Origin of the sequence: Actinocatenispora rupis (assembly GCF_016861975.1) — a bacterium.
Classification (GTDB): Bacteria; Actinomycetota; Actinomycetes; order Mycobacteriales; family Micromonosporaceae; genus Actinocatenispora; species Actinocatenispora rupis.
In genome coordinates this window covers 180,215-198,889 of the sequence record NZ_BOMB01000015.1, presented here as the reverse complement: position 1 = coordinate 198,889, position 18,675 = coordinate 180,215, and the positions used below count along the sequence as shown (strand labels likewise).

19 protein-coding genes are annotated in these 18,675 nt (G+C 73.0%); 8 read left to right on the top strand and 11 right to left on the bottom strand.

The features are described from left to right. Window positions 1-54: 54 nt before the first annotated feature. Together Aru02nite_RS14090 and Aru02nite_RS14085 are read right to left on the bottom strand one after the other, a co-directional pair. Complete coding sequence (locus Aru02nite_RS14090) at window positions 55-786, bottom strand: hypothetical protein (protein ID WP_203657937.1); 732 nt, start codon at window positions 784-786, stop codon at window positions 55-57. A 142-nt stretch (window positions 787-928) separates the two neighbouring features. Then, on the bottom strand, window positions 929-1,309 hold the full coding sequence (locus Aru02nite_RS14085; RefSeq protein WP_203657936.1) for a DUF3499 domain-containing protein: 381 nt from the start codon (window positions 1,307-1,309) through the stop codon (window positions 929-931). Between the two features lie 262 nt (window positions 1,310-1,571). On the opposite strand from Aru02nite_RS14085, the gene Aru02nite_RS14080 reads away from it, so the two are divergent. Then, window positions 1,572-1,892 carry a metallopeptidase family protein gene (locus tag Aru02nite_RS14080; protein ID WP_203657977.1) on the top strand — a complete coding sequence of 107 codons (321 nt, stop codon included), beginning with the start codon at window positions 1,572-1,574 and terminating at the stop codon, window positions 1,890-1,892. A gap of 154 nt (window positions 1,893-2,046) precedes the next feature. On the opposite strand, the gene Aru02nite_RS14075 is transcribed toward Aru02nite_RS14080, so the two are convergent. Further along, window positions 2,047-2,307, bottom strand: a complete 261-nt coding sequence (locus Aru02nite_RS14075; protein WP_203657935.1) for a WhiB family transcriptional regulator — start codon at window positions 2,305-2,307, stop codon at window positions 2,047-2,049. Window positions 2,308-2,682: 375 nt separating this feature from the next. Continuing rightward, window positions 2,683-3,864: a hypothetical protein gene (locus Aru02nite_RS14070; RefSeq protein WP_203657934.1), complete on the bottom strand. Its 1,182-nt coding sequence runs from the start codon at window positions 3,862-3,864 to the stop codon at window positions 2,683-2,685. Between the two features lie 139 nt (window positions 3,865-4,003). On the opposite strand from Aru02nite_RS14070, the gene cofD reads away from it, so the two are divergent. The 3 genes from cofD to Aru02nite_RS14055 are packed head-to-tail and all read left to right on the top strand — an operon-like array spanning window position 4,004 to window position 6,769. After that, window positions 4,004-4,969, top strand: coding sequence for a 2-phospho-L-lactate transferase (gene cofD, locus Aru02nite_RS14065; protein WP_203657933.1), 966 nt, complete (start codon window positions 4,004-4,006; stop codon window positions 4,967-4,969). Next, entirely contained in the window at window positions 4,962-6,230 is a 1,269-nt protein-coding gene (locus Aru02nite_RS14060; RefSeq protein ID WP_203657932.1) for a coenzyme F420-0:L-glutamate ligase, read from the top strand. The genes cofD and Aru02nite_RS14060 overlap by 8 nt, the downstream gene beginning before the upstream one ends. After that, on the top strand, window positions 6,230-6,769 hold the full coding sequence (locus Aru02nite_RS14055) for an NUDIX hydrolase (protein ID WP_203657931.1): 540 nt from the start codon (window positions 6,230-6,232) through the stop codon (window positions 6,767-6,769). Before Aru02nite_RS14060 ends, Aru02nite_RS14055 begins: the two co-directional genes overlap by 1 nt. A 58-nt stretch (window positions 6,770-6,827) precedes the next feature. On the opposite strand, the gene Aru02nite_RS14050 is transcribed toward Aru02nite_RS14055, so the two are convergent. After that, complete coding sequence (locus tag Aru02nite_RS14050; RefSeq protein ID WP_203657930.1) at window positions 6,828-7,934, bottom strand: mannose-1-phosphate guanylyltransferase; 1,107 nt, start codon at window positions 7,932-7,934, stop codon at window positions 6,828-6,830. A gap of 109 nt (window positions 7,935-8,043) precedes the next feature. Next, window positions 8,044-9,156: a glycosyltransferase family 4 protein gene (locus Aru02nite_RS14045; RefSeq protein ID WP_239076676.1), complete on the bottom strand. Its 1,113-nt coding sequence runs from the start codon at window positions 9,154-9,156 to the stop codon at window positions 8,044-8,046. Between the two features lie 317 nt (window positions 9,157-9,473). On the opposite strand from Aru02nite_RS14045, the gene Aru02nite_RS14040 reads away from it, so the two are divergent. Together Aru02nite_RS14040 and Aru02nite_RS14035 are read left to right on the top strand one after the other, a co-directional pair. Next, window positions 9,474-10,211, top strand: coding sequence for a TIGR03089 family protein (locus tag Aru02nite_RS14040; protein ID WP_239076664.1), 738 nt, complete (start codon window positions 9,474-9,476; stop codon window positions 10,209-10,211). A gap of 14 nt (window positions 10,212-10,225) precedes the next feature. Then, window positions 10,226-11,281: a suppressor of fused domain protein gene (locus Aru02nite_RS14035; RefSeq protein ID WP_203657928.1), complete on the top strand. Its 1,056-nt coding sequence runs from the start codon at window positions 10,226-10,228 to the stop codon at window positions 11,279-11,281. Between the two features lie 6 nt (window positions 11,282-11,287). On the opposite strand, the gene Aru02nite_RS14030 is transcribed toward Aru02nite_RS14035, so the two are convergent. Then, entirely contained in the window at window positions 11,288-11,908 is a 621-nt protein-coding gene (locus Aru02nite_RS14030; protein ID WP_203657927.1) for an NAD(P)-dependent oxidoreductase, read from the bottom strand. 86 nt (window positions 11,909-11,994) lie between these two features. Here Aru02nite_RS14030 and Aru02nite_RS14025 point away from each other — a divergent pair, with 86 nt between their 5' ends. Continuing rightward, window positions 11,995-12,582 carry a TetR/AcrR family transcriptional regulator gene (locus Aru02nite_RS14025; RefSeq protein WP_203657926.1) on the top strand — a complete coding sequence of 196 codons (588 nt, stop codon included), beginning with the start codon at window positions 11,995-11,997 and terminating at the stop codon, window positions 12,580-12,582. Between the two features lie 676 nt (window positions 12,583-13,258). Here the strand turns inward: Aru02nite_RS14025 and Aru02nite_RS14020 are convergent. The 4 genes from Aru02nite_RS14020 to Aru02nite_RS14005 all read right to left on the bottom strand — a co-directional run bounded on the left by Aru02nite_RS14020 (window position 13,259) and on the right by Aru02nite_RS14005 (window position 18,007). Next, window positions 13,259-15,214: an acetoacetate--CoA ligase gene (locus Aru02nite_RS14020; protein ID WP_203657925.1), complete on the bottom strand. Its 1,956-nt coding sequence runs from the start codon at window positions 15,212-15,214 to the stop codon at window positions 13,259-13,261. Between the two features lie 135 nt (window positions 15,215-15,349). After that, a complete protein-coding gene (locus tag Aru02nite_RS14015; RefSeq protein ID WP_203657924.1) occupies window positions 15,350-16,045 on the bottom strand; it encodes a hypothetical protein in 696 nt (231 codons plus the stop codon). A gap of 121 nt (window positions 16,046-16,166) precedes the next feature. After that, complete coding sequence (locus Aru02nite_RS14010; RefSeq protein WP_203657923.1) at window positions 16,167-17,384, bottom strand: cytochrome P450; 1,218 nt, start codon at window positions 17,382-17,384, stop codon at window positions 16,167-16,169. 119 nt (window positions 17,385-17,503) lie between these two features. Beyond that, window positions 17,504-18,007, bottom strand: a complete 504-nt coding sequence (locus Aru02nite_RS14005) for an acyl-CoA thioesterase (protein WP_203657922.1) — start codon at window positions 18,005-18,007, stop codon at window positions 17,504-17,506. 62 nt (window positions 18,008-18,069) lie between these two features. Between Aru02nite_RS14005 and Aru02nite_RS14000 the strand changes: the two genes are divergently transcribed. Then, a complete protein-coding gene (locus Aru02nite_RS14000; protein WP_203657921.1) occupies window positions 18,070-18,675 on the top strand; it encodes a hypothetical protein in 606 nt (201 codons plus the stop codon).

The window sequence follows — 18,675 nt, the reverse complement described above, 5'->3', positions numbered from 1 at the left end:
GCGTGCCCGCCGGACACGCCGGGCACCGGCACCCGTACGCACCGCCGCGGAGCGTCAGCCCGCCGCCGCCGGCACCCGCCGGTACTCGTCCAGCGGACGCAGCCGGATCCCGTCGCGGCGCATCGCGTCCCGCAGCCGGGTCGCCGCCGGATCGTCCACCCGCCCCTCCGTACCGGCGAGGTAGTCGGCCCAGAACGCGCGGACCGGCGCCGCGTCCAGCAGGTCCGGCCCGATCAGGAACCGGTCCTCCGCGTGCAGCGTGATCAGCAGCATCCCGTACGCCCGCTCCTCGTCCGCGCGCAGCGCGGGCTGGAAGTACGGCAGGTCCAGGGCACGCGCCCCGTACCGCTGGTAGAAGCGGAGCCGCGCGGTCGGGTCGCCGTGCGCCAGCGACGCCCGGTGCGCGTCCGGCCGCTCGACCTCCGCCAGCACCAGGCACGGCGCGTACCGCCCGGCCCAGGCGCGGATCGACTGCGCCAGCAGCTCCCGGCCCACCCCCAGACCGCGGTTGCCCGGCCGCGCCGCCATGTACCCCAGCAACATCACCCGGGCCTCCGGGTACCACTCGCCCACCGCCGCCCCCCACGGCGTACGCGCGGCGTCGAGTGCCACGGCGACCGTCGTCGTACCGGCGGTGATCCCGGCCCGCAGCGCGGCCAGCGTGGTCAGCTCGGCCGGCGGGAACGACGGGCTGAGGATGTCGGCGTAGATGGCGTCGACGAGCGGCCCGGTGCGTCGGATCTCCTCGATCGACAGCTCCGGCTCCAGCCGCGGCGATGAGCTCACCCGTCCAGCTTCCCACGGGTTCACCGGCCGTAACGCCGCTCGGCCGTACTGAGGGTCACCGGCGGCACACCGATCTCCGCGCCGCCCCGCCAGGTCCACCCGGCACCGCACGACCCGGCGGTACCGGGGAGGAACCGGACGGTCAGGCCGGCGGCGGGATCACCCGCAGATGTCCGCGGCGACCCAGCTCGCGGTCGTCCGCCGGATCGGTCAGGCGCTGGTCACCGCGGGCCGGTTCCTCGCGGCGCACCGGCCGCCCCGCCTCCCGCACCGCCTCGGCCAGGGCCACCAGGTCGTCCGTACTCGGCGCCGGTGCCTCGAACTCGCCCTCGTGCCGCACCAGGTCCCAGCCGCGGGGCGCGGTCAACCGCGTCGCGTGCTGCTCACACAGGTCGTACGAGTGGGGCTCGGCGAACGCCGCGAGTGGGCCGACCACCGCGGTCGAGTCGGCATAGACGTAGGTCAGCGTCGCGACGGCCGGGTTAGGGCAGCCGGTCCGGGTGCAGCGCCGTGGTGACCTCACGACCGATCACGGTATCGCCCAACCGTGCGGCGTTCGTCCGGTTGCCCCTCGACACGCCGTACGAGAATCGCCGGGCGCGCCACCCCGAGTACCCTCCGCCACCGGGCGCTGCCCGCACTACGCTGACCGGGTGAGCACCGCACCACGTCAGAAGAACCGGCCCGCCGGCCCGCGCCGGGACCGCCGCGGCAGGGGGCTGCGCGGGCGGCTCGTCCCGGCCACCCTGCCACTGTCGCGTACCCGGGCGCAGCTGTTCGACGACATGGTGCTCGACGCGGTCGAGCTGCTCGAACAGCGCTTCGCCGAGGAACTCACCGGCGTCCAGTTCGCCGTGGAGGACGTGCCGCCCGCGCTGAACGTCTACGACGCCGACGTCCTGGAGGACGGCGACGTCCCGATCGCGCGGCTGCTGCCCGGCCATCCCGGCACCGACGGCGCCCCGCCCCGCATCGTCCTGTACCGGCGCCCGCTCGAACTGCGCGCCGTGGACCGCGAGGACCTCGCCGACCTCGTCAAGGACGTGATCGTCGAGCAGGTGGCGAATCTCCTCGGCCTCGACCCCGAGGACGTCGACCCCGAGTAGACGGAAGCCGGTGCGGCCATCCGCACCCGACCGGCGACCCCCCGCCGACCGGTACGGGTGTGCAGGTCCCCTGCCGCCTGCACACCACCCCCGGGGCATGTCCGTACGAAACCTGCGGCCGGCCCGGACGGCCGGCGGTGCGGACGTGCCTGCACTACCCGATCGCGCGACGCTTCAGCTTTCGCCGCTCACGTTCCGACAGTCCACCCCAGATGCCGAAACGCTCGTCCTTACCCAGCGCGTACTCCAAGCATTCGGCGCGCACCTCGCAGCGCGAGCAGATCCGCTTGGCTTCGCGGGTCGACCCCCCCTTTTCCGGGAAGAACGCCTCCGGATCGGTTTCCGCGCACAGTGCGCGCTCCTGCCATTCCGGCGCATCCTCCATCAGGTCGGCCACCGTCTCCCGGCCGTCCATCTACGTGCCTCCTAGCTCCGGCGCCGGCCGACTTCACCGACGCTCACCCCCCACGCGGAAGGCCCCGTTCAGTTGTCCTCGGGCCCGCCTCCGATCGCAGCGCCAGCGACGCGCCCTACCAATGTCCCCACTGAAATTACACGCGTGTAATGCGTGCGCCGTCAAGCCGAACCTGATAAATGGGCCCGTTAGGCGTCACGCTCGACACGGCGGGGGACGCCGGGACGTGACCGGACACAGGATACCCGGCGTGCGTCCACTTAGGACGGAAACCGTGATCTTGCCGGAGCGTACGAAAAAACGTGGCCCGGCCGGGAATCCCGGCCGGGCCACGTCGGTCGTCTGGGCCGGCGGATTGTTGCCGCCGACCCGCTCCTACTGGTTGCCCTGCTGGCGCCGCTGGTCGATCTGCTGCCGCATCTCCGGTGTGATCAGCTGGGTGCGCTGACCCTCGTCCGGGTTGGCCGGCTCCTGCGGCTGATCCTGCTGCTGCCAGCTGGCCGCACCCGGCGCGGTCGGCCACGCCGAGGTGGCCGGGCCGGGCGCCGCCGGCGGCTGCTGACCCGGCTGCTGCTGCGCCTGCTGGCCGGGCTGCTGCTGCGCCTGCTGGCCCGGCTGGGGCTGGGGCTGCCCCTGCTGCGGCTGGGCCGGCTGACCGGGCTGCTGACCCGGGGTCGGCCACGAGCCGCCGCCCTGGTTCGGCCAGCCGTACCCGCCCTGCGCGGGCTGTCCGGCGCCGGACGTCGGCGCCGCGCCACCGGCACCCGAGGTCGGCGCCGCCGGCGTACCCGAGGTCGGGGCCGCGGGGGTGCCGGAGGCGGGCGCCGCCGGGTTCGCACCGTACTGGTACTGGCCGTAGCTGCCGGCCTGGCCCTGCTGCGGCTGCTGCTGTTGCCCGTAGCTGCCCTGCTGCCCGTACTGCTGCTGCTGAGCCTGCTGCTGCCCGTACGCCTGCTGGCCGTACGCCTGGGCCGGCTGCTGCTGGGCGGCCGGCTGACCGTACCCGGGTTGCTGCTGGCCGTACCCGGGCTGGCCGTAGCCGCCGTAGACGGGGCGCGGGGCGGCGCCGGCGTTCAGCCCGCGGAAGACCATCGCGACGAACAGCCCGGCCACCGCGGCCAGCGCGAGCAGCGCGAGCCGGCCGAAGATCCCGGCGATCGGGTCGATCACCGACGTGCCCTGCTTGTTGGCGTAGTCCAGCTCGCCGAGCAGCCCGCCGATCAGGCAGACCACCCCGAACACGATGATCACCGCGTACTCGATCAGGGCGACGAGGGCGAACAGCTTCGCCTGCGGCAGTACCGGCCGGATGTGACTGGCCAGCAGCACCGCGAGGACCGGCGGCAGCACCGTCGCCCAGCTCACGAACTGGCTGAACTGCCCGTCGGCGTTGCCGGTGAACGTCGAGTAGGCGCCGGACGGGATCAACTGTGCCGCCGAGGCGAGCACCAGCAGGACCACGGCGGCGAGCATGATCAGTCCGGCGATCAGCCGGAGCGGTTTGGTGTACTGACTGGCCGTCGCGTCCTTTTCCTCGGCCGCCGTCTGGGTTGTCACGAGCCTCCCCCTCGGGTAGCACAGTCAAATATCCGACGAGCCTAGCCTCGTCGCGCATCCTGGTTACCACCTGTCGCCGATCTTGGTACGACCGGACCGCCGGTCGGCGCTCCCGCGGGCGTGCGCGAGGATGGTCGGCATGCGCATCGTCGTACTGGCCGGCGGCATCGGGGGCGCCCGTTTCCTGCAGGGTGTGCGGGCCTTCGCCGCCGCGGGCGGCCATCACGTGACCGCGGTCGTGAACACCGGTGACGACGTCACCCTGCACGGCGTACGGATCTGCCCGGACCTGGACAGCGTCATGTACACGCTCGGCGGCGGCGCCGACCCGGAACGCGGGTGGGGCCGGGCCGGGGAGACGTGGGCGGTCCGGGACGAGCTCGCCGCGTACGGGGCGGACCCGAGCTGGTTCGGCCTCGGTGACCGGGACCTCGCCACCCACCTCGTCCGTACCCGGATGCTGGCGGCGGGATACCCGCTGTCCGCGGTGACGGAGGCGCTGTGCGCGCGGTGGCAGCCGGGCGTGACGCTGCTGCCCGCCACCGACGACCGGATGGAGACCCACGTGGTCGCCACCGTCGAGGGTGAGCCGGGCCCGCGCGCGCTGCACTTCCAGGAATGGTGGGTGCGCTACCACGCGGAGCCCGCGGCGGAGCGGTTCGTGTTCGTGGACGCCGAGTCGGCGACGCCGGCCGCGGGTGTCCTCGACGCGATCGAGGCCGCCGATCTGGTACTCGTCGCGCCGAGCAACCCGGTGGTCAGCATCGGCCCGATCCTCGCCGTACCGGGGATCCGGGACGCGGTGCGGTCGGCGGCGGCGCCGGTGGTGGGGGCGTCGCCGATCATCGGCGGTGCTCCGGTACGCGGGATGGCGGACCGGTGCCTGCGCACGATCGGCGTCGAGGTGAGCGCCGCCGGAGTCGGCCGGCTGTACGGCGCGGCCGGTGCGGACGGGCTGCTGGACGGGTGGCTGGTCGACAAGCGCGACGCCGACACCGAGGTACCGGGGGTGCGGGTGCTGGCGCGACCGCTGCTGATGACCGACGAGGCGGAGACCGCGGCGATCGTCGCGGACGCGGCGACACTGGGGCGGGCCGATGGCTGAGCCGATCACGGTCGTGCCGCTCGCCGGCATCGGCGAGGTACGTCCCGGCGACGACCTGGCGGCGCTGGTCGCCGGTCTGGGCGCCGACCTGCGCGACGACGACGTACTGGTGGTGACCAGCAAGATCGTCAGCAAGGCGGAGGGCCGGCTGGTGCCCGTACCGCCGGATCCGGCGGGACGGGAGGCGGCGCGGCTGGCGGCGGTGGACGCCGAGACGGCGGCGGTGGTGGCCAGCCGCGGGCGTACGAGGATCGTGCGGACGCGGCACGGGCTGGTGATGGCCGCGGCCGGGGTCGATGCGTCCAATGTGGACAGTGACCGGTTGGCGCTGCTGCCCCTCGATCCGGACGCGTCGGCGCGGCGGCTGCGCGCCGGACTCGCCGCACGGCTCGGCATCCGCGTCGCGGTCGTGGTGACCGACACGATGGGCCGGCCGTGGCGCGACGGGCAGACCGACGTGGCCATCGGCGCGGCCGGGATCGCCCCGCTGCGCGACCACCGCGGCCAGACCGACGCGTACGGCAACGACCTGTCGGTGACGGCCGCCGCGGTGATCGACGAGCTGGCCGGCGCGGCGGATCTGGTCAAGGGCAAGACATCCGGCGTACCGGTGGCGGTGGTGCGCGGGCTCGGTCCGCTGCCGGCCGACGACGGCCCGGGCGCGGCGGCGCTGGTACGGCCGCTGGAGTCCGACATGTTCGCCCTCGGTACGGCCGAGGCGCGCGCCGCCGGCCGCCGCGACGTCCTCGCCGTACGGCTGGCCGGCGAGGAGCTGTCACCGGAGCCCGTGCCCGACCCGCCCGTACGCCGGGCGGTGGCGGTGATGCGCGGCCAGGCCAGCGAACCCGACCTCTGGCGGTACGTGCGGGTGCAGTCGCCGGCGGCCCGCGCCGCGCTGGCCGCCGTCCTGCCGGGCCCGTACGACGAGGACCTGGTCGCGCACGCCCCGGTACTCCTGGTCGCGTTCCGTACGGTGCCGATGGACGCGTTCGACCTGGACGAGGACGACCCCGAGGCGATGGCCGGCGTCCTGCGCCAGATGGACGGGATCGCGGCGACCGCGGAGGCGCTGACCGCGGAGGGCCTGGTGCACGTGCTCGTCAGTCCCGGGCTGGTCGACCCGCCCGACCCGGTGGCGCTGGGCGCGGCGCTCGACGTACCCGCGACGTGGCAGTTCCTGGGCGTGTCCGCGGCGGGCTGGCCGGCCAAGCCGGTCGAACCGGCCGACGGCGACCCCGGCGACGCGTACCTGGAGCGCTGATGACCCCGCTGTACGACGACGCCGTGCGGGTGCTGACCGACTGGCGCCCCGAGCCCGCCCGGGACCGTACGCTCGCGCTGCTGTCGGCCGGGCCCGACGCCATGTACCGCGCGCACCCGGCCGGGCACGTCACCGCGAGCGCGCTGGTGCTCGACCACGCGTACGAGCGGGTGCTGCTCTGCCTGCACGGGCGGATCCGGCGCTGGATGCAGCTCGGCGGGCACTGCGAGCCGGCCGACACGTCACTGGCGGCGGCGGCGCTGCGCGAGGCGACCGAGGAGTCCGGCATCGCCGGGCTGCGGCTGGTACCCGAACCGATCGACGTGGACATCCACGAGGTGACGTGCGGCGGTCGCCCGTCGTACCACCACGACGTCCGGTACGTGGTGGTCGCGCCGCCGGGCGCGCGGGAACTGGTCAGCGACGAGTCGGCGGCGCTGGGCTGGTTCCGCCCGGGTGAGCTGCCGTCGCCGCTGGCCGACGCCACGGAGCGGCTGATCGCCCCCGCGCTGGCGATGGCCGCCCGGCACCCGGCCTGACCGTCCCGGCGCGCGCCGTACCTCGGGTCGGGTCGGGAACCGGCCGGTCGCGCGCCGGTCAGATGAGCTCGCGGTCGCCGCGCTCGCGCAGCCGGTCCACCAGCTTCTTCACGTCCTGGGCCCGGCTGCGCGGGCAGACCAGCACCGCGTCCGCGGTGTCCACCACGATCAGGTCGTCCACGCCGAGCGCCGCGACGAGCCGGCCCGACCGCGGTACGACGACCGTGTCGTGCGAGTCGACCGACAGCACCTCGCCGCCCCGGTCCTCGCCGCGGACCACCACGTTCCCGTCGTCGTCCATCGGCAGCACCACGCCGAGCGTGTGGAAGTCGCCCACGTCGTTCCACCCGAAGTCACCCGGTACGGTCGCGACCCGGCCCGCCTCGGCCGCGCCCTCCATCACCGCGTAGTCGACGGAGATCTTCGGCAGCGTCGGCCACACCTCGCCGAGGACGTCCTCCCGGTCGGCGGTGTCCCAGCGCGCCACGATCCGGCTCAGCCCGTCGTGCAGCTCCGGTTGCTGGCGCGCCAACTCCGCCAGGAACACGTCCACCTTCCACACGAACATGCTGGCGTTCCACAGGTACCGCCCGGACTCGACGTACCCGACGGCCACGTCGTGCGACGGTTTCTCCTTGAACTCGCCGACCAGCTTCGCCGGCCCGTCGCCCAGCATCCCGCCGCAGCGCAGGTAGCCGTACCCGGTCTCGGGGTGGGTCGGCGTGATCCCGATCGTCGTCAGGTATCCCGCACCGGCCGTGTCGATCGCCGTACGCACCGCGGCGGTGAACAGCGGCTGTTGCCGTACCAGATGGTCGGCGGCGAACGAGCCCATCACCGCGTCCGGGTCGCGCCGGGCGATGACCATCGCGGCCAGCCCGATCGCCGCGCACGACTCCCGCGGCGACGGCTCGACCAGGATGTTGTCCGCCGGCAGCGCCGGCAGCTGCCGCGCCACACCGGTGGCGTGCGCCACGCCGGTCACCACGTACGTCCGGTCGGGGGTGGCGAGCGGGGCCAGCCGGTCCACCGTCGCCTGCAACAGGGTCCGGTCCGAGCCGGTCAGGTGGTGCAGGAACTTGGGCCGGCCCGACCGCGACAGCGGCCACAGCCGCGTGCCGCTGCCACCCGCCGGTATCACCGCGTAGAACCCGCCGCTGTTCATCTCGGCACCCTAACCGTCCCGCCTGAAAACTCCCTGCGAAACTCCTGCACCGACGCTGCCCGCCACCTGGTACGCGGTGACGGGCAGAAGTTCGTCGGAACGGCGGGTGTCACCCGATCGCGCGGCGCCAGGCGGCGATGTGCACGTCGGCGCTCTGGTCCCAGGTGAACTCCCGGGACCGCTCGTACCCGCGGCGGCCCAGGTCGGCACGCCGGGCGTCGTCGTCGAGCAGCGCGGCCAGGTCGCGGCCGATCTCCGCGGCCGACTCCCCCGTGTACGCCACCGCGTCGCCGCCGACCTCGGGCAGCGACAGCCGCGGCGTGGTCAGCACCGGCGCGCCGCAGGCCATGGCCTCCAGCACGGGCAGCCCGAACCCCTCCCCGTGCGACGGGTACGCCGCGACGAGCGCGCCGCCCAGGTAGCCGGGCAGGTCCGCGTACCGCAGGTAGCCGGGGCGCAGCAGGCGCAGGTGGCCCGGCACCTCCGCGACCGCCTTGTCGATCTCGTCGTCGTGGCCGTTGCCGCCGGCGAGCACCAGCGCGGGCGGGTCCTCCCGACCGGCGACCGCGCGTACCCAGCCGCGGATCAGCTCGGGCACGTTCTTCCGGGGCTCCTTCGCCCCCAGGAACGCCACGTAGTCATGGTCGGCGAGGCCGAGGCGCGCCCGCACCCGGGCCTTCTCGTCCTCCGACGGCGGGTGGAACGCCTCCGGCTCGACCCCGTGGTACGCCACGTCGACCCGGGTCGGGTCGGCGTCGAGCAGCCGGATCAGCTCGTCCCGGGTCGCCTTGCTCGGCACGATGACCCGGGCGGCGCGACGCAGCGACGTCTTGATCGCCGACCGGAAGAACGTGCCACGGGCCTTCTCGTAATGGTCCGGTTCGGTGAAGAACGTCGCGTCGTGCACGGTCACCGTGACCGGGCAGGACGCCCGCAGCGGGCAGGTGTAGAACGGCGAGTGGATCACCTGCGCGTTGTGCTGCTGCGCGAGCAGCGGCAGGCCGGTCTGTTCCCAGGCCAGCCGGGCCGGGCGGTGCGACACCGCCGCCGGCCCGGTCACGATCTCGGCGTGCGGCATGAGCCGCGCGTACCGCTCCGCGTCGGTGCGCTGGCACACCACCGTCAGCCCGTCGTGGACGCCGGACAGCGCCCGCAGCAGGCCGTCCACGTACCGTCCGACGCCACCTCGGTCGGCGGGCACGCTCGTCGCGTCGAACAGCACCCGGGGCAGCTCGACACCGGTCACCAAGACCACTCCCCTGGAGCCGCTCCGCACATACGCGGAGTCACATCTTTCACCGGCGGTACGCGTACCTTTGCGGATCCCCATGACCCGCCGCACCACCGGTGCCGGTCGCCAAGTCTATGCCGGAACCGCTGTCCGTGGCGTCCGCCACGGCGGTCGAGCCCCGACCGCATCGCCATCTTCACCTTACGTTGACCCGTGTGTCGCCCACCACGCGCGCCCGTACGGGCGGGTGTCCATGACGGTCCGTGCCGGCGACCGGCTACCGTCGACACCTCCGAGGAGGTGTGCCGGTGAGTACCGAGGAGTCGACGGCCGCGGGGGCGTTGGCCGCGGCGCTGCGTGCCGACCCGAACCGCCCGTTGCTGACGTACTACGACGAGTCGCTGGGCGAGCGGACCGAGCTGTCCGCGGTGACGCTGGACAACTGGGTCGCGAAGACCGCGAACATGCTCGTCGACGGCGCCGGGCTGGGGCCCGACGACACCGCCGGCGTACTGCTGCCCGCGCACTGGCAGACCGCCGCGGTGCTGCTCGGCTGCTTCGCCGCGGGCGTACCGGTGCGGACGGTGCCCGAGGCGGACGCCGCCCCCGTCGACGTCGCCTTCGGTACGCCGGGGCGGCTCGCCGAGCTGCGCGACCTGCGCCCGGCGGAGACGTACCTGCTGGGGTTGCGGCCGATGGCGGCGCCGCTGGCCGAGGTGCCGCCCGGCGCGGCGGACTTCGTGGTCGAGGTCCGGCAGTACGGTGACCGGTTCGTCCCGGCGCCGGTGGATCCGGACGCCCCGGCGCTCCTCGGCCCCGCGCCGGTCAGCCAGGCCGAGCTGATGGCGCGGGCGCGCCGGCACGCGGGCGAGTCCGGCCTGCTGCCCGGCGGCCGCCTGCTGGTACCGGTGGACGGCGAGCCGGACCCGATGGCGTGGCTGCTCGCGCCGCTGGCGATCGGCGCGTCGGTCGTGTTGTGCCGCAACGCGGACGAGGCGAGGATCGACGCCATCGCCGCCGCGGAGCGGACGACCAGCCGTACCTGAGGGACGGAGGACGGATGTCGGAACCCCCCGATACCGGCGCACCGGGCCAGGACGCGATCGACGCCGTCCTCGACGCCCGGTACGCGGGGGTCGAGCCGCAGGCGTACGGGACGCTGATCTCGTGGCGGCTCGGCGGTCCCGACCCGCTGGACGTCATCCGGGCGTACCCGCGGGAGGATCCGGTGCCGCACTGGCACCTCGTCAGCTACGGGATGTCCGAGCTGTACGGCAAGGAGTCGGCGGACGCGGCGGAGTCCGGCTGGGGCTTCGAGTTCACGATCCGGCTGGCGCGGCGTGCGGACGAGACCGAGCCGCCGGCGTGGGCGCTCAACCTGCTGCAGAACCTCGCGCGGTACGTGTTCCAGAGCGGCAACTGGTTCGAGCCCGGCCACCACCTGAACCTCGCCGGCCCGATCGACGCCGACCGGCCGACGACCCTGCTGTGCGCCGCCGGTTTCGTACTCGATCCCGAGCTGGGCACCATCGGCACGCCGAACGGTACGGTCCGGTTCCTCCAGATCGTCGGCCTCACCGCCGAGGAGTACGAGGCGACGCAGCGGTGGAACACGACCGCCGTACTCGACGCGCTCGCGACCCGGATCCCTTTGCTGATAACGGATCCGGACCGGGAGTCGCTGCACACCGACGAGCACATCGCCAGCACCGTGCACGCGGGCATCGCCGCCGACGGCTCGTCCACCGGCCACGTGCACGTCGACGTCGCCGACTTCGCGGTACGCCGCGGGCGCGTCACCGTGACCGTCGGCGCGCACCCGGCGCCCAGCGTGGCTGCGCTGCTCACCGGGCGCCTGCCGTACGGGCGGGAGCTGACGGTCGCCGGTACGCACCGGCAGATCACGTTCCGGCCCGGCGCCGACTTCGCCGCGACGGCCGACGGCGACGACCTGCTGCTCACGCTGCCGCCGCACGCCGTCGCCGAACTCGCGGATCTGTTGCGCCCCAAGCAGAGCAGCGTCACGATGGGCAGCGTCCCGCAGCTCACCGTGCAGATCGAGCGCTCCGACATCCGCGACCCCACCACCGGCGAGATCGTCGACACCGTCGGCTGAACCGGCTCAGTACCCGACGCCGAGCACGTGTCGTACGGTGGCCGGATCGGCCAGGGCGGCGAGGATCGCGTGCGCCACGTCGCCGCGCGAGATCCGGATCCCCACGTTCCGGTCCACCGCCGTCCGGTACGTCCCGCGCGTCGGACCGTCGGTCAGCTTCGGCGGCCGTACGATCGTCCATTCCGTGTCGCTGGCGCGCAGCAGGTCGTCGGCGCGCCGGGTGTCGGTGAACCCCTCCCGCAACAGCCGCCGCAGCAACGGTTTCACCACGTACCGGGCGGCGATCCCGTCACCCTCGTCCACGTACGCGCCGCTGGCGCTGACCGACACGACCCGCGCCGTCGTCCCCGTCGCGACGATCGCGCGTACGCCGTCGGTGCACACCGTCGTCGGCCCCTTCGTCCGGGTACCGAGCGCGGAGACGACCGCGTCCGCGTCCTTCACCGCCGGCGCGATCGACTGCGCGTCCAGCGGGTCGGCAGTGACCACGGACAGACCGTCGCGGTCCGGTACGGACAGCCGGGCGCGGTCGCGCACCACCGCCACCACCTCGTACCCCCGGTCGAGCGCCTGCCCGACCACGGACGTGCCGACGCCCCCGGTCGCCCCCAGAACCGTCACCCGCATGGTGGCCCCCTGCTCGCTTCCCTAGTAAGTAAGTGCTCACTCACCTATCATGGTTAGTAAACACTCACTCGTCAAGTGGAGTTCCGTTGGGCACTCGCGACCAGATCCTCGACGCCGCCGCCGAGGTCATGCACACCCGCGGCCTCGCCCGCACCACCACCAAGGAGATCGCCCGCGCCGCCGGATACTCCGAAGCCACCCTCTACAAGCACTTCCGCGACAAGACCGACCTCTTCCTCGCCGTACTCACCGAACGGGTGCCGTCCTTCAGCGCCGTACTCGCCGACATCGCCCACGACCCCGAAGCACATCCGTTGCGGGACAACCTCATCGCCATCGCCCGCGGCGCCCTCGCCTTCTACCACGAAAGCTTCCCCATCAGCGCGTCCGTCTTCTCCGAACCCACCCTGCTCGCCGCCCACCGCGACGCCCTCACCGCCCGCAAAGCCGGCCCACACAAAGCCTCCGCCGCCCTCGCCCGCTACCTGCGCGCCGAACAGAAACTCGGCCGCGTCGCCCACCACGTCGACTGCGACGCCATCGCCGGCCTCCTCCTCGGCGCCTGCCTCCACCACGCCTTCCTCACCTCGTTCGCACAACACCCCCTCACCCCCGCCGCCGCCCGCACCCACGCCACCACCACCGTCGACGCCCTCCTCCCCTCCCTTGTTTGAATGGACGCTGCGGCGAACCGATTCGCCCGCTCGCCCCACCGACCCTTTGCCCTCAACGACGCTGCGGCGAACCGATTCGTCCCCTCGCGGCGCCGATCCGCGGCTTGTGTGCTGACGCACACGGCGCCGCGTCTCGGCTTGCGAGCGAACGAATCGGACTCGCCTCGCTCCCCTCCCCCCACACCACCCTTTACTTCAAAAACCAAGCCATACAAGACCTTCCCCGGTACGGCGGGCGCCGAAGGCGCCAACAACACCCGGGTAGCGAGAGGGCGGAGCAACGAGCAGCACAAGAAACGGTGGCGACCAGCGCAACGAAGAAGGCGCCTACTTTTCAGGGCGAACAGCAAGCCCGGTGAAACAAGCCAAGTCCGGTTGACGCACAAGGACTTGGGCCGGTGACGAGAGGCGAACGCGAACGCATCTGCCTACTTCGGGGGGTTTCCAAAGGGGGCTCCGCCCCCTTTGGCAGGAGAGAGCGCGAGAGAGGACAGCGTCCTCTCTCGCACCCCCAAGCCCCGGCACGGGGCAACCAACACCGGGGTAGAAACAACACAACCGTTACACAGCGCCACATCCACGCGAAGCGCATGCCCAGCGCGAAGCGCATGCCCAGCGCGAAGCGCACCGCACCCAGCCAGGGAGTACCAAGGGAGCCGATCGGGCACAAGCCAGATCAGCGCCCCCGAGCCACCTGTTCGAACGCGTCGAGCGACTCCGGGTTGGCGAGCGCCCCCTTGGCGGCGGCCGATTCGGCGGGCACGCCGGTGAGGATCCGTTTCACCGGTACTTCGAGCTTCTTGGACGACAGCGTCCGTGGCACGGCGGGTACCTGGTAGATGGTGTCGGGGACGTGCCGGGGGGACAGGTTGTCGCGGAGGGCGACGTTGATGGCGCGGCGGAGCGGGTCGGTGAGGTCGAGGCCGTCGGCGAGGACGACGAAGAGGAGCAGTTCGCCGGCGCCGCCCTCGTCGTCTTCGAGGTGTACCACGACGGAGTCGACGATCTCGGGCAGGGCTTCGACGACGGAGTAGAACTCGGCGGTGCCGAGGCGTACGCCGCCGCGGTTGAGGGTGGCGTCGGACCGCCCGGTGATGACGCAGGTGCCGCGGGAGGTGATGGTGATCCAGTCGCCGTGCCGCCACACCCCGGGGTAGACGGTGAAGTACGCGTCGCGGTAGCGGGATCCGTCGGTGTCGCCCCAGAATCCGACGGGCATCGACGGCATGGGCCGGGTGATGACGAGCTCGCCGAGGGAGTCGCGCTGCGGCTTGCCGTCGGCGTCGTACGACTCGACGGCGCAGCCGAGGCAGCGCCCGGAGATCTCCCCCTCGTACACGGGGAGCAGCGGTGAGCCGCCGACGAAGCCGGTGCACACGTCGGTGCCGCCGGAGAACGACGTGAGCAGCAGGTCGCGGCCGACCTTGTCGTACACCCAGTGGAAGCCTTCGGGGGGCAGCGGCGCGCCGGTGGATCCCAGTCCCCGCAGGCGATGCGGGCCGAGCAGGTCGCGCGGTTCGACGCCGGCCTTGCGGCACGCCAGCAGGTACGGCGCGGACGTGCCGAAGAACGTCACGCCGGTCTCGGCGGCCATCGTCCACAGCGCGTCGAGGGACGGGTGGCCGGGATTCCCGTCGTACAGGACGATCGCGGCGCCGACGGCGGGGCCGGACACGAGGTAGTTCCACATCATCCAGCCGGTGGTGGAGTACCAGAAGAACCGGTCGCCGGGCCCGAGGTCGACGTGCAGCGCCAGCGACTTGAGGTGTTCCAGCAGGATCCCGCCGTGCCCGTGCACGATCGGCTTCGGCAGCCCGGTGGTACCGGAGGAGTAGAGCACGTACAGCGGATGGTCGAACGGTACCCGCTCGAACTCCAGCGGCCCCGGCTCGGCGGTGAACTCCTGCCAGGACAGCGTGTCCGGCACCGGCGCGGCACCGTCCAAATAGGACAGTACGACGGTGTGCCGGAGGCTGGGCAGCGCCGCGCGGATCGCCGCGACCTCGGCCGTACGGTCGATGCCCTTGCTGCCGTAGGCGTACCCGTCGACGGCGACGAGCACGGTCGGCTCGATCTGCTGCCAGCGGTCCGAGACGCTGCGGGTGCCGAACTCGGGCGCGCAGCTGGAGAACACCGCACCCAGGCTCGCGGTGGCGAGCAGCAGCACGACCGCCTCGGGAATGTTCGGCAGGTACGCCGCGACCCGGTCGCCGCGGCCGACACCGAGCCGTACCAGACCGGCGCGGGCGCGGGCCACCTGGTCGCGCAGTTCGGCGGCGGTCAGGTCCACCGGCCCGCGGGACTGCGACCGGCCGAGTACGACCGGGTCGTCGTCGGCGAGGCCGGGCAGCCGCAGCAACCGCTCCGCGTAGTTCAGCGACGCCTCGGGGAACCAGCGGGCGCCGGGCATCCGCTCGTCGGTCAGCGCCGGGCCCGGATCGTCACCGACCTCGAAGTACGCCCAGATCGAGGACCAGAAGCCGGCCAGGTCGGTGACGGACCAGTCGTACAGGGCGGCGTAGTCGCGGAGGTCGATCCCGCGGTGTTCGCGCAGCCAGCGCAGGTAGTCGCCGACCCGCGTGGTGTCGAGCGCGTCCGCCGACGGCTCCCACAGCACCTGACCCGCCACCATCCGATCGACTCCCTCCTGAGCGACTACCGGCCGGTCACCATCTTGGCCGACCGGGCGTCACTTCCGGTACCCCACCGGCGACGGCACGCAGGCACGGTGTGCCGTTTCGCCCCGTTCGCGCTGGTCACGGGCCGGTCAGCGGAGCCGGTACCGGTGCAGTCGGCGGCCGGCGGCGCGGGCGCTGAGCTTCGCGTCCGGTACCCGGAGGATCTTGACAGGCGACATCCAGCCCTGCGACGGCTTGTGCAGCGCCCAGCCGCCACCGAGCGTCACCGCGGCGTGCTGGACGAGACCGTCCGGGCCGCGCCAGACCAGGACGCAGCCGGCGTCGTCGTCCCGGCCGCCGGGCACCGTACGCTCGGCCAGCCACGCCTCGAACGGTTCCCGTTGCAGCCACGTACCGGCGGCCCCGTCGACCCCCGCCGCCCCGAGTACGGTGCCGAAACAGTTCGGGCCGCTGCGGTCCGGGAACGTGCCGGCCAGCGCCGCGGCACCCGGCAGCGCACCCGCCACCCGGCGCCACGTCGCCGCCGGTACGTCCCGGTGCCGGCTCGGCCGCCGCCCGAACTCCACGTACCCGACGATCCGGCGCAGCGTGGCCGAGTCATCCCGGAACGGCCACCGGTGCGCGGCCGGCTGCACCCGGCGTACCTCCGGCGGCAGGGACCGCGATTCGGCCCGGTTGAGCCAGACCAGCGCCGAACCCGCGAGGTCGTACAGCTCGAAGGTGTCGCGCAGCTCGGGAGTCAGCAGGTCCGGCCGGTCCGCCAGGCCAGCTCGCGCGCCAGCCCCGGCGGCACCCGGTACGGCTGGCGCGCCGGCATCAGCCACCCGCGCCACCGCCCGAGAAGTACGTCGTCGACGTCGATCCCGAGTACGCGCACGCCCGGCACCGTACCGGGCGAGCGGCGACCCGGCACCGCGGTTTCCACCCGCGGCACCGGGTACCGGATCAGGCCGTCCAGGTCACCGGCAGCTCGTGCACGCCGTAGATGTTCATGTCCGTACGCAGCGGCACCTCGGCCGCCGGTACCGCGAGCTGGAGCGTCGGGAAGCGGCGCAGCAGCCCGTCGAAGCCGGCGCGCATCTCGATCCGGGCGAGCTGCTGGCCGAGGCACTGGTGCACGCCGTGCCCGAACGACAGGTGCCCGCGCGCCTTGCGGCGCACGTCCAGCTCGTCCGGACGCTCGAAGCGCGCCGGGTCGCGATTCGCGGCCAGCAGCGACACCACCACCGTCGACCCCGCGGCGATCGTCTCGCCGCCCAGTTCCACGTCCTCCGCCGCGTACCGGTAGAAGATGTCGGCGACGGACAGGTAGCGCATCAGTTCCTCGACGGCACCCTGCATCAGCTCCGGTTCGGCCCGCAGCGCCGCCGCCTGCGCCGGGTTCTCCAGCAGCGCGAACGTACCGAGGGCGAGCTGGTTGGCGGTGGTCTCGTGCCCGGCGAGCAGCAGCAGGAACGCCATGCCGACCAGTTCCTCGATGCTGAGGTCCTCGTCGCGGGCCAGGTCGGACAGGATGTCCTCGCCCGGCTCGGCGCGCTTGCCCGTCACCAGTCCCGCCAGGTACGTGTTCAGCGCGACGATCGCGGCCGTCTTCTCCTCCAGCGACTGGTCCCGCACCATGAACCGGGCCGCGTTGCGCTGGAACGTCTCCCGGTCCTCGTACGGGACGCCGAGCAGTTCGCAGATCACCAGCGACGGCACCGGCAGCGCGAACGCCTGCACCAGGTCCACCGGCGGGGCCAGCCGCGCCAGCTCGTCCAGCTGCGCCTCGGTGATGGCGACGATCTGCTCCTCCAGCGCCCTCATCCGCCGTACGGTGAACGCGCCGGTGAGCTTGCGCCGCAGCCGGGTGTGGTCCGGCGGGTCCATGGCGATGAACACGCCCGGCATCTGCGGGGACGGTTCGGTCGGGATCGGCATGCCCGGCGTCTCGAACGGCACGCGGACGACGCCGATGTCCAACCGGGAACTGAACCGGGTGTCGGCCAGCATCTGCCGGGCCGCCTCGTACCCGGTGACGAGCCAGCCCTGGTGGCCGTCGGGGAAGATCATCGGACTGACCGGGCGCGTCTCGCGCAACCGGGTGATCTCGCGCGGCGGGTCGAACGGGCCCGCGTTGCGCTGCATCGGAAGGCCGACCGGGACGGATGCCGTTTCACTCATCGGGGTTCCTTCGTGTGGCGGGTGATGCGGCCACCGTCCCCGACCCGACTGACACCGTACTGACACGGCCCGGACACCGGGACACGCCGCCGGGCGTACCCCGGGGTCCGGGCGGGCGGTCAGGCGGAGCGGGACTCGGCGATGGCGTCGCGGCGGGCGAGCCGGTGCCGCCGCCGGATGTCGGCCTCCCGCCAGCGCCGCTCGTCGTCCGGCGTCTCCGGGAGTACCGGAGGGATGCGGCGCGGCCGGTTGTCCACGTCCACCCCCACGAACACCAGGTACGCGGTGGCCACCTCGACCGGGTCGGTGCCCGCGGTGTCCCAGCGTTCCGCGACGACCCGGACGCCGACCTCCATGGAGGACGAACCGGTCCAGTTGACCGTGGCGTGCGCGTGCACGAGGTCGCCAACGCGTACCGGTGCGGCGAAGACGATCTCGTCGATCGCCGCGGTGACGGCGTTCCCGCCGGAATGCCGGGCTGCGGCGGCGCCGGCCGCGTCGTCCAGGAACTTCATGATCACGCCACCGTGCACCGTGCCGTACAGGTTGACGTCGGTGGTGGCCATGATCCGGCTGAGGGTTACCCGGGAGTACGAGGAGGGTTTGCCAACGAGCGTGTCCATGCCGAACACGGTACGGTCAGTGACAGAGGTATTCCGTCGGAGATGTTCCGAGGGAGGTCACCATGCGACACCTCACGAGTCTCATCGCCGGGATCGTCGTCGCGATCGTCGCCTGGGCGGTTCTCGGCTGGGCGCAGGCCAAACTGGGCGTCGTCGCCGTCACCGGCATCTCGCGGCACAACTGGGGCACCTACTCGCTGCCGCTGCTGCTGTTCGCCGTCGGCGGCCTGCTGATCGGCCTCGTCGCGTCGACCCGCATCTCGCCGAGCGGCCCGCTCATCGGCGGCATCGGGTACGTGGTGCTCCAGCTGGCGTACGTGCTGTGGCCCGGCTTCCTGAACTGGCTGCCGCACTCCGTGTTCGGCCAGGCCGACATCTGGACCCGTCCCGCACGAAGCGGGCTCGCCGCGGTACTCGGGCTGGTGATGCTGGTCGCCGTGTTCAGCGTACGACGGTGGCAGCGGTGGCCGTCCGCCGTCGGCCGGGGCGAGACCGCACCCCCGGTGGCCGGTGGCCCGCAGTTCCCGCTGTCCGGCAGCCGTCCGGGCGCCTCGACCGCCGACCCCGGTACGGACGAGACGACCCGCATCCTGCCCGCCGACAACCCCGCCGCCCCGGGGTACGAGTCGGGCATCGGCCGCCGCCCGCCCGAGTCGCCGAACCCCTGA

Bases quoted from the DNA above. Each gene is read 5' to 3' on its own strand.
- Aru02nite_RS14080 (WP_203657977.1), top strand. From the start codon at position 1,572: ATGGTGCTCGACGCGGTCGAGCTGCTCGAACAGCGCTTCGCCGAGGAA.
- Aru02nite_RS14075 (WP_203657935.1), bottom strand. From the start codon at position 2,307: ATGGACGGCCGGGAGACGGTGGCCGACCTGATGGAGGATGCGCCGGAA.
- cofD (WP_203657933.1), top strand. From the start codon at position 4,004: ATGCGCATCGTCGTACTGGCCGGCGGCATCGGGGGCGCCCGTTTCCTG.
- Aru02nite_RS14060 (WP_203657932.1), top strand. From the start codon at position 4,962: ATGGCTGAGCCGATCACGGTCGTGCCGCTCGCCGGCATCGGCGAGGTA.
- Aru02nite_RS14055 (WP_203657931.1), top strand. From the start codon at position 6,230: ATGACCCCGCTGTACGACGACGCCGTGCGGGTGCTGACCGACTGGCGC.
- Aru02nite_RS14050 (WP_203657930.1), bottom strand. From the start codon at position 7,934: ATGAACAGCGGCGGGTTCTACGCGGTGATACCGGCGGGTGGCAGCGGC.
- Aru02nite_RS14035 (WP_203657928.1), top strand. From the start codon at position 10,226: ATGTCGGAACCCCCCGATACCGGCGCACCGGGCCAGGACGCGATCGAC.
- Aru02nite_RS14030 (WP_203657927.1), bottom strand. From the start codon at position 11,908: ATGCGGGTGACGGTTCTGGGGGCGACCGGGGGCGTCGGCACGTCCGTG.
- Aru02nite_RS14020 (WP_203657925.1), bottom strand. From the start codon at position 15,214: ATGGTGGCGGGTCAGGTGCTGTGGGAGCCGTCGGCGGACGCGCTCGAC.
- Aru02nite_RS14010 (WP_203657923.1), bottom strand. From the start codon at position 17,384: ATGAGTGAAACGGCATCCGTCCCGGTCGGCCTTCCGATGCAGCGCAAC.
- Aru02nite_RS14005 (WP_203657922.1), bottom strand. From the start codon at position 18,007: ATGGACACGCTCGTTGGCAAACCCTCCTCGTACTCCCGGGTAACCCTC.
- Aru02nite_RS14000 (WP_203657921.1), top strand. From the start codon at position 18,070: ATGCGACACCTCACGAGTCTCATCGCCGGGATCGTCGTCGCGATCGTC.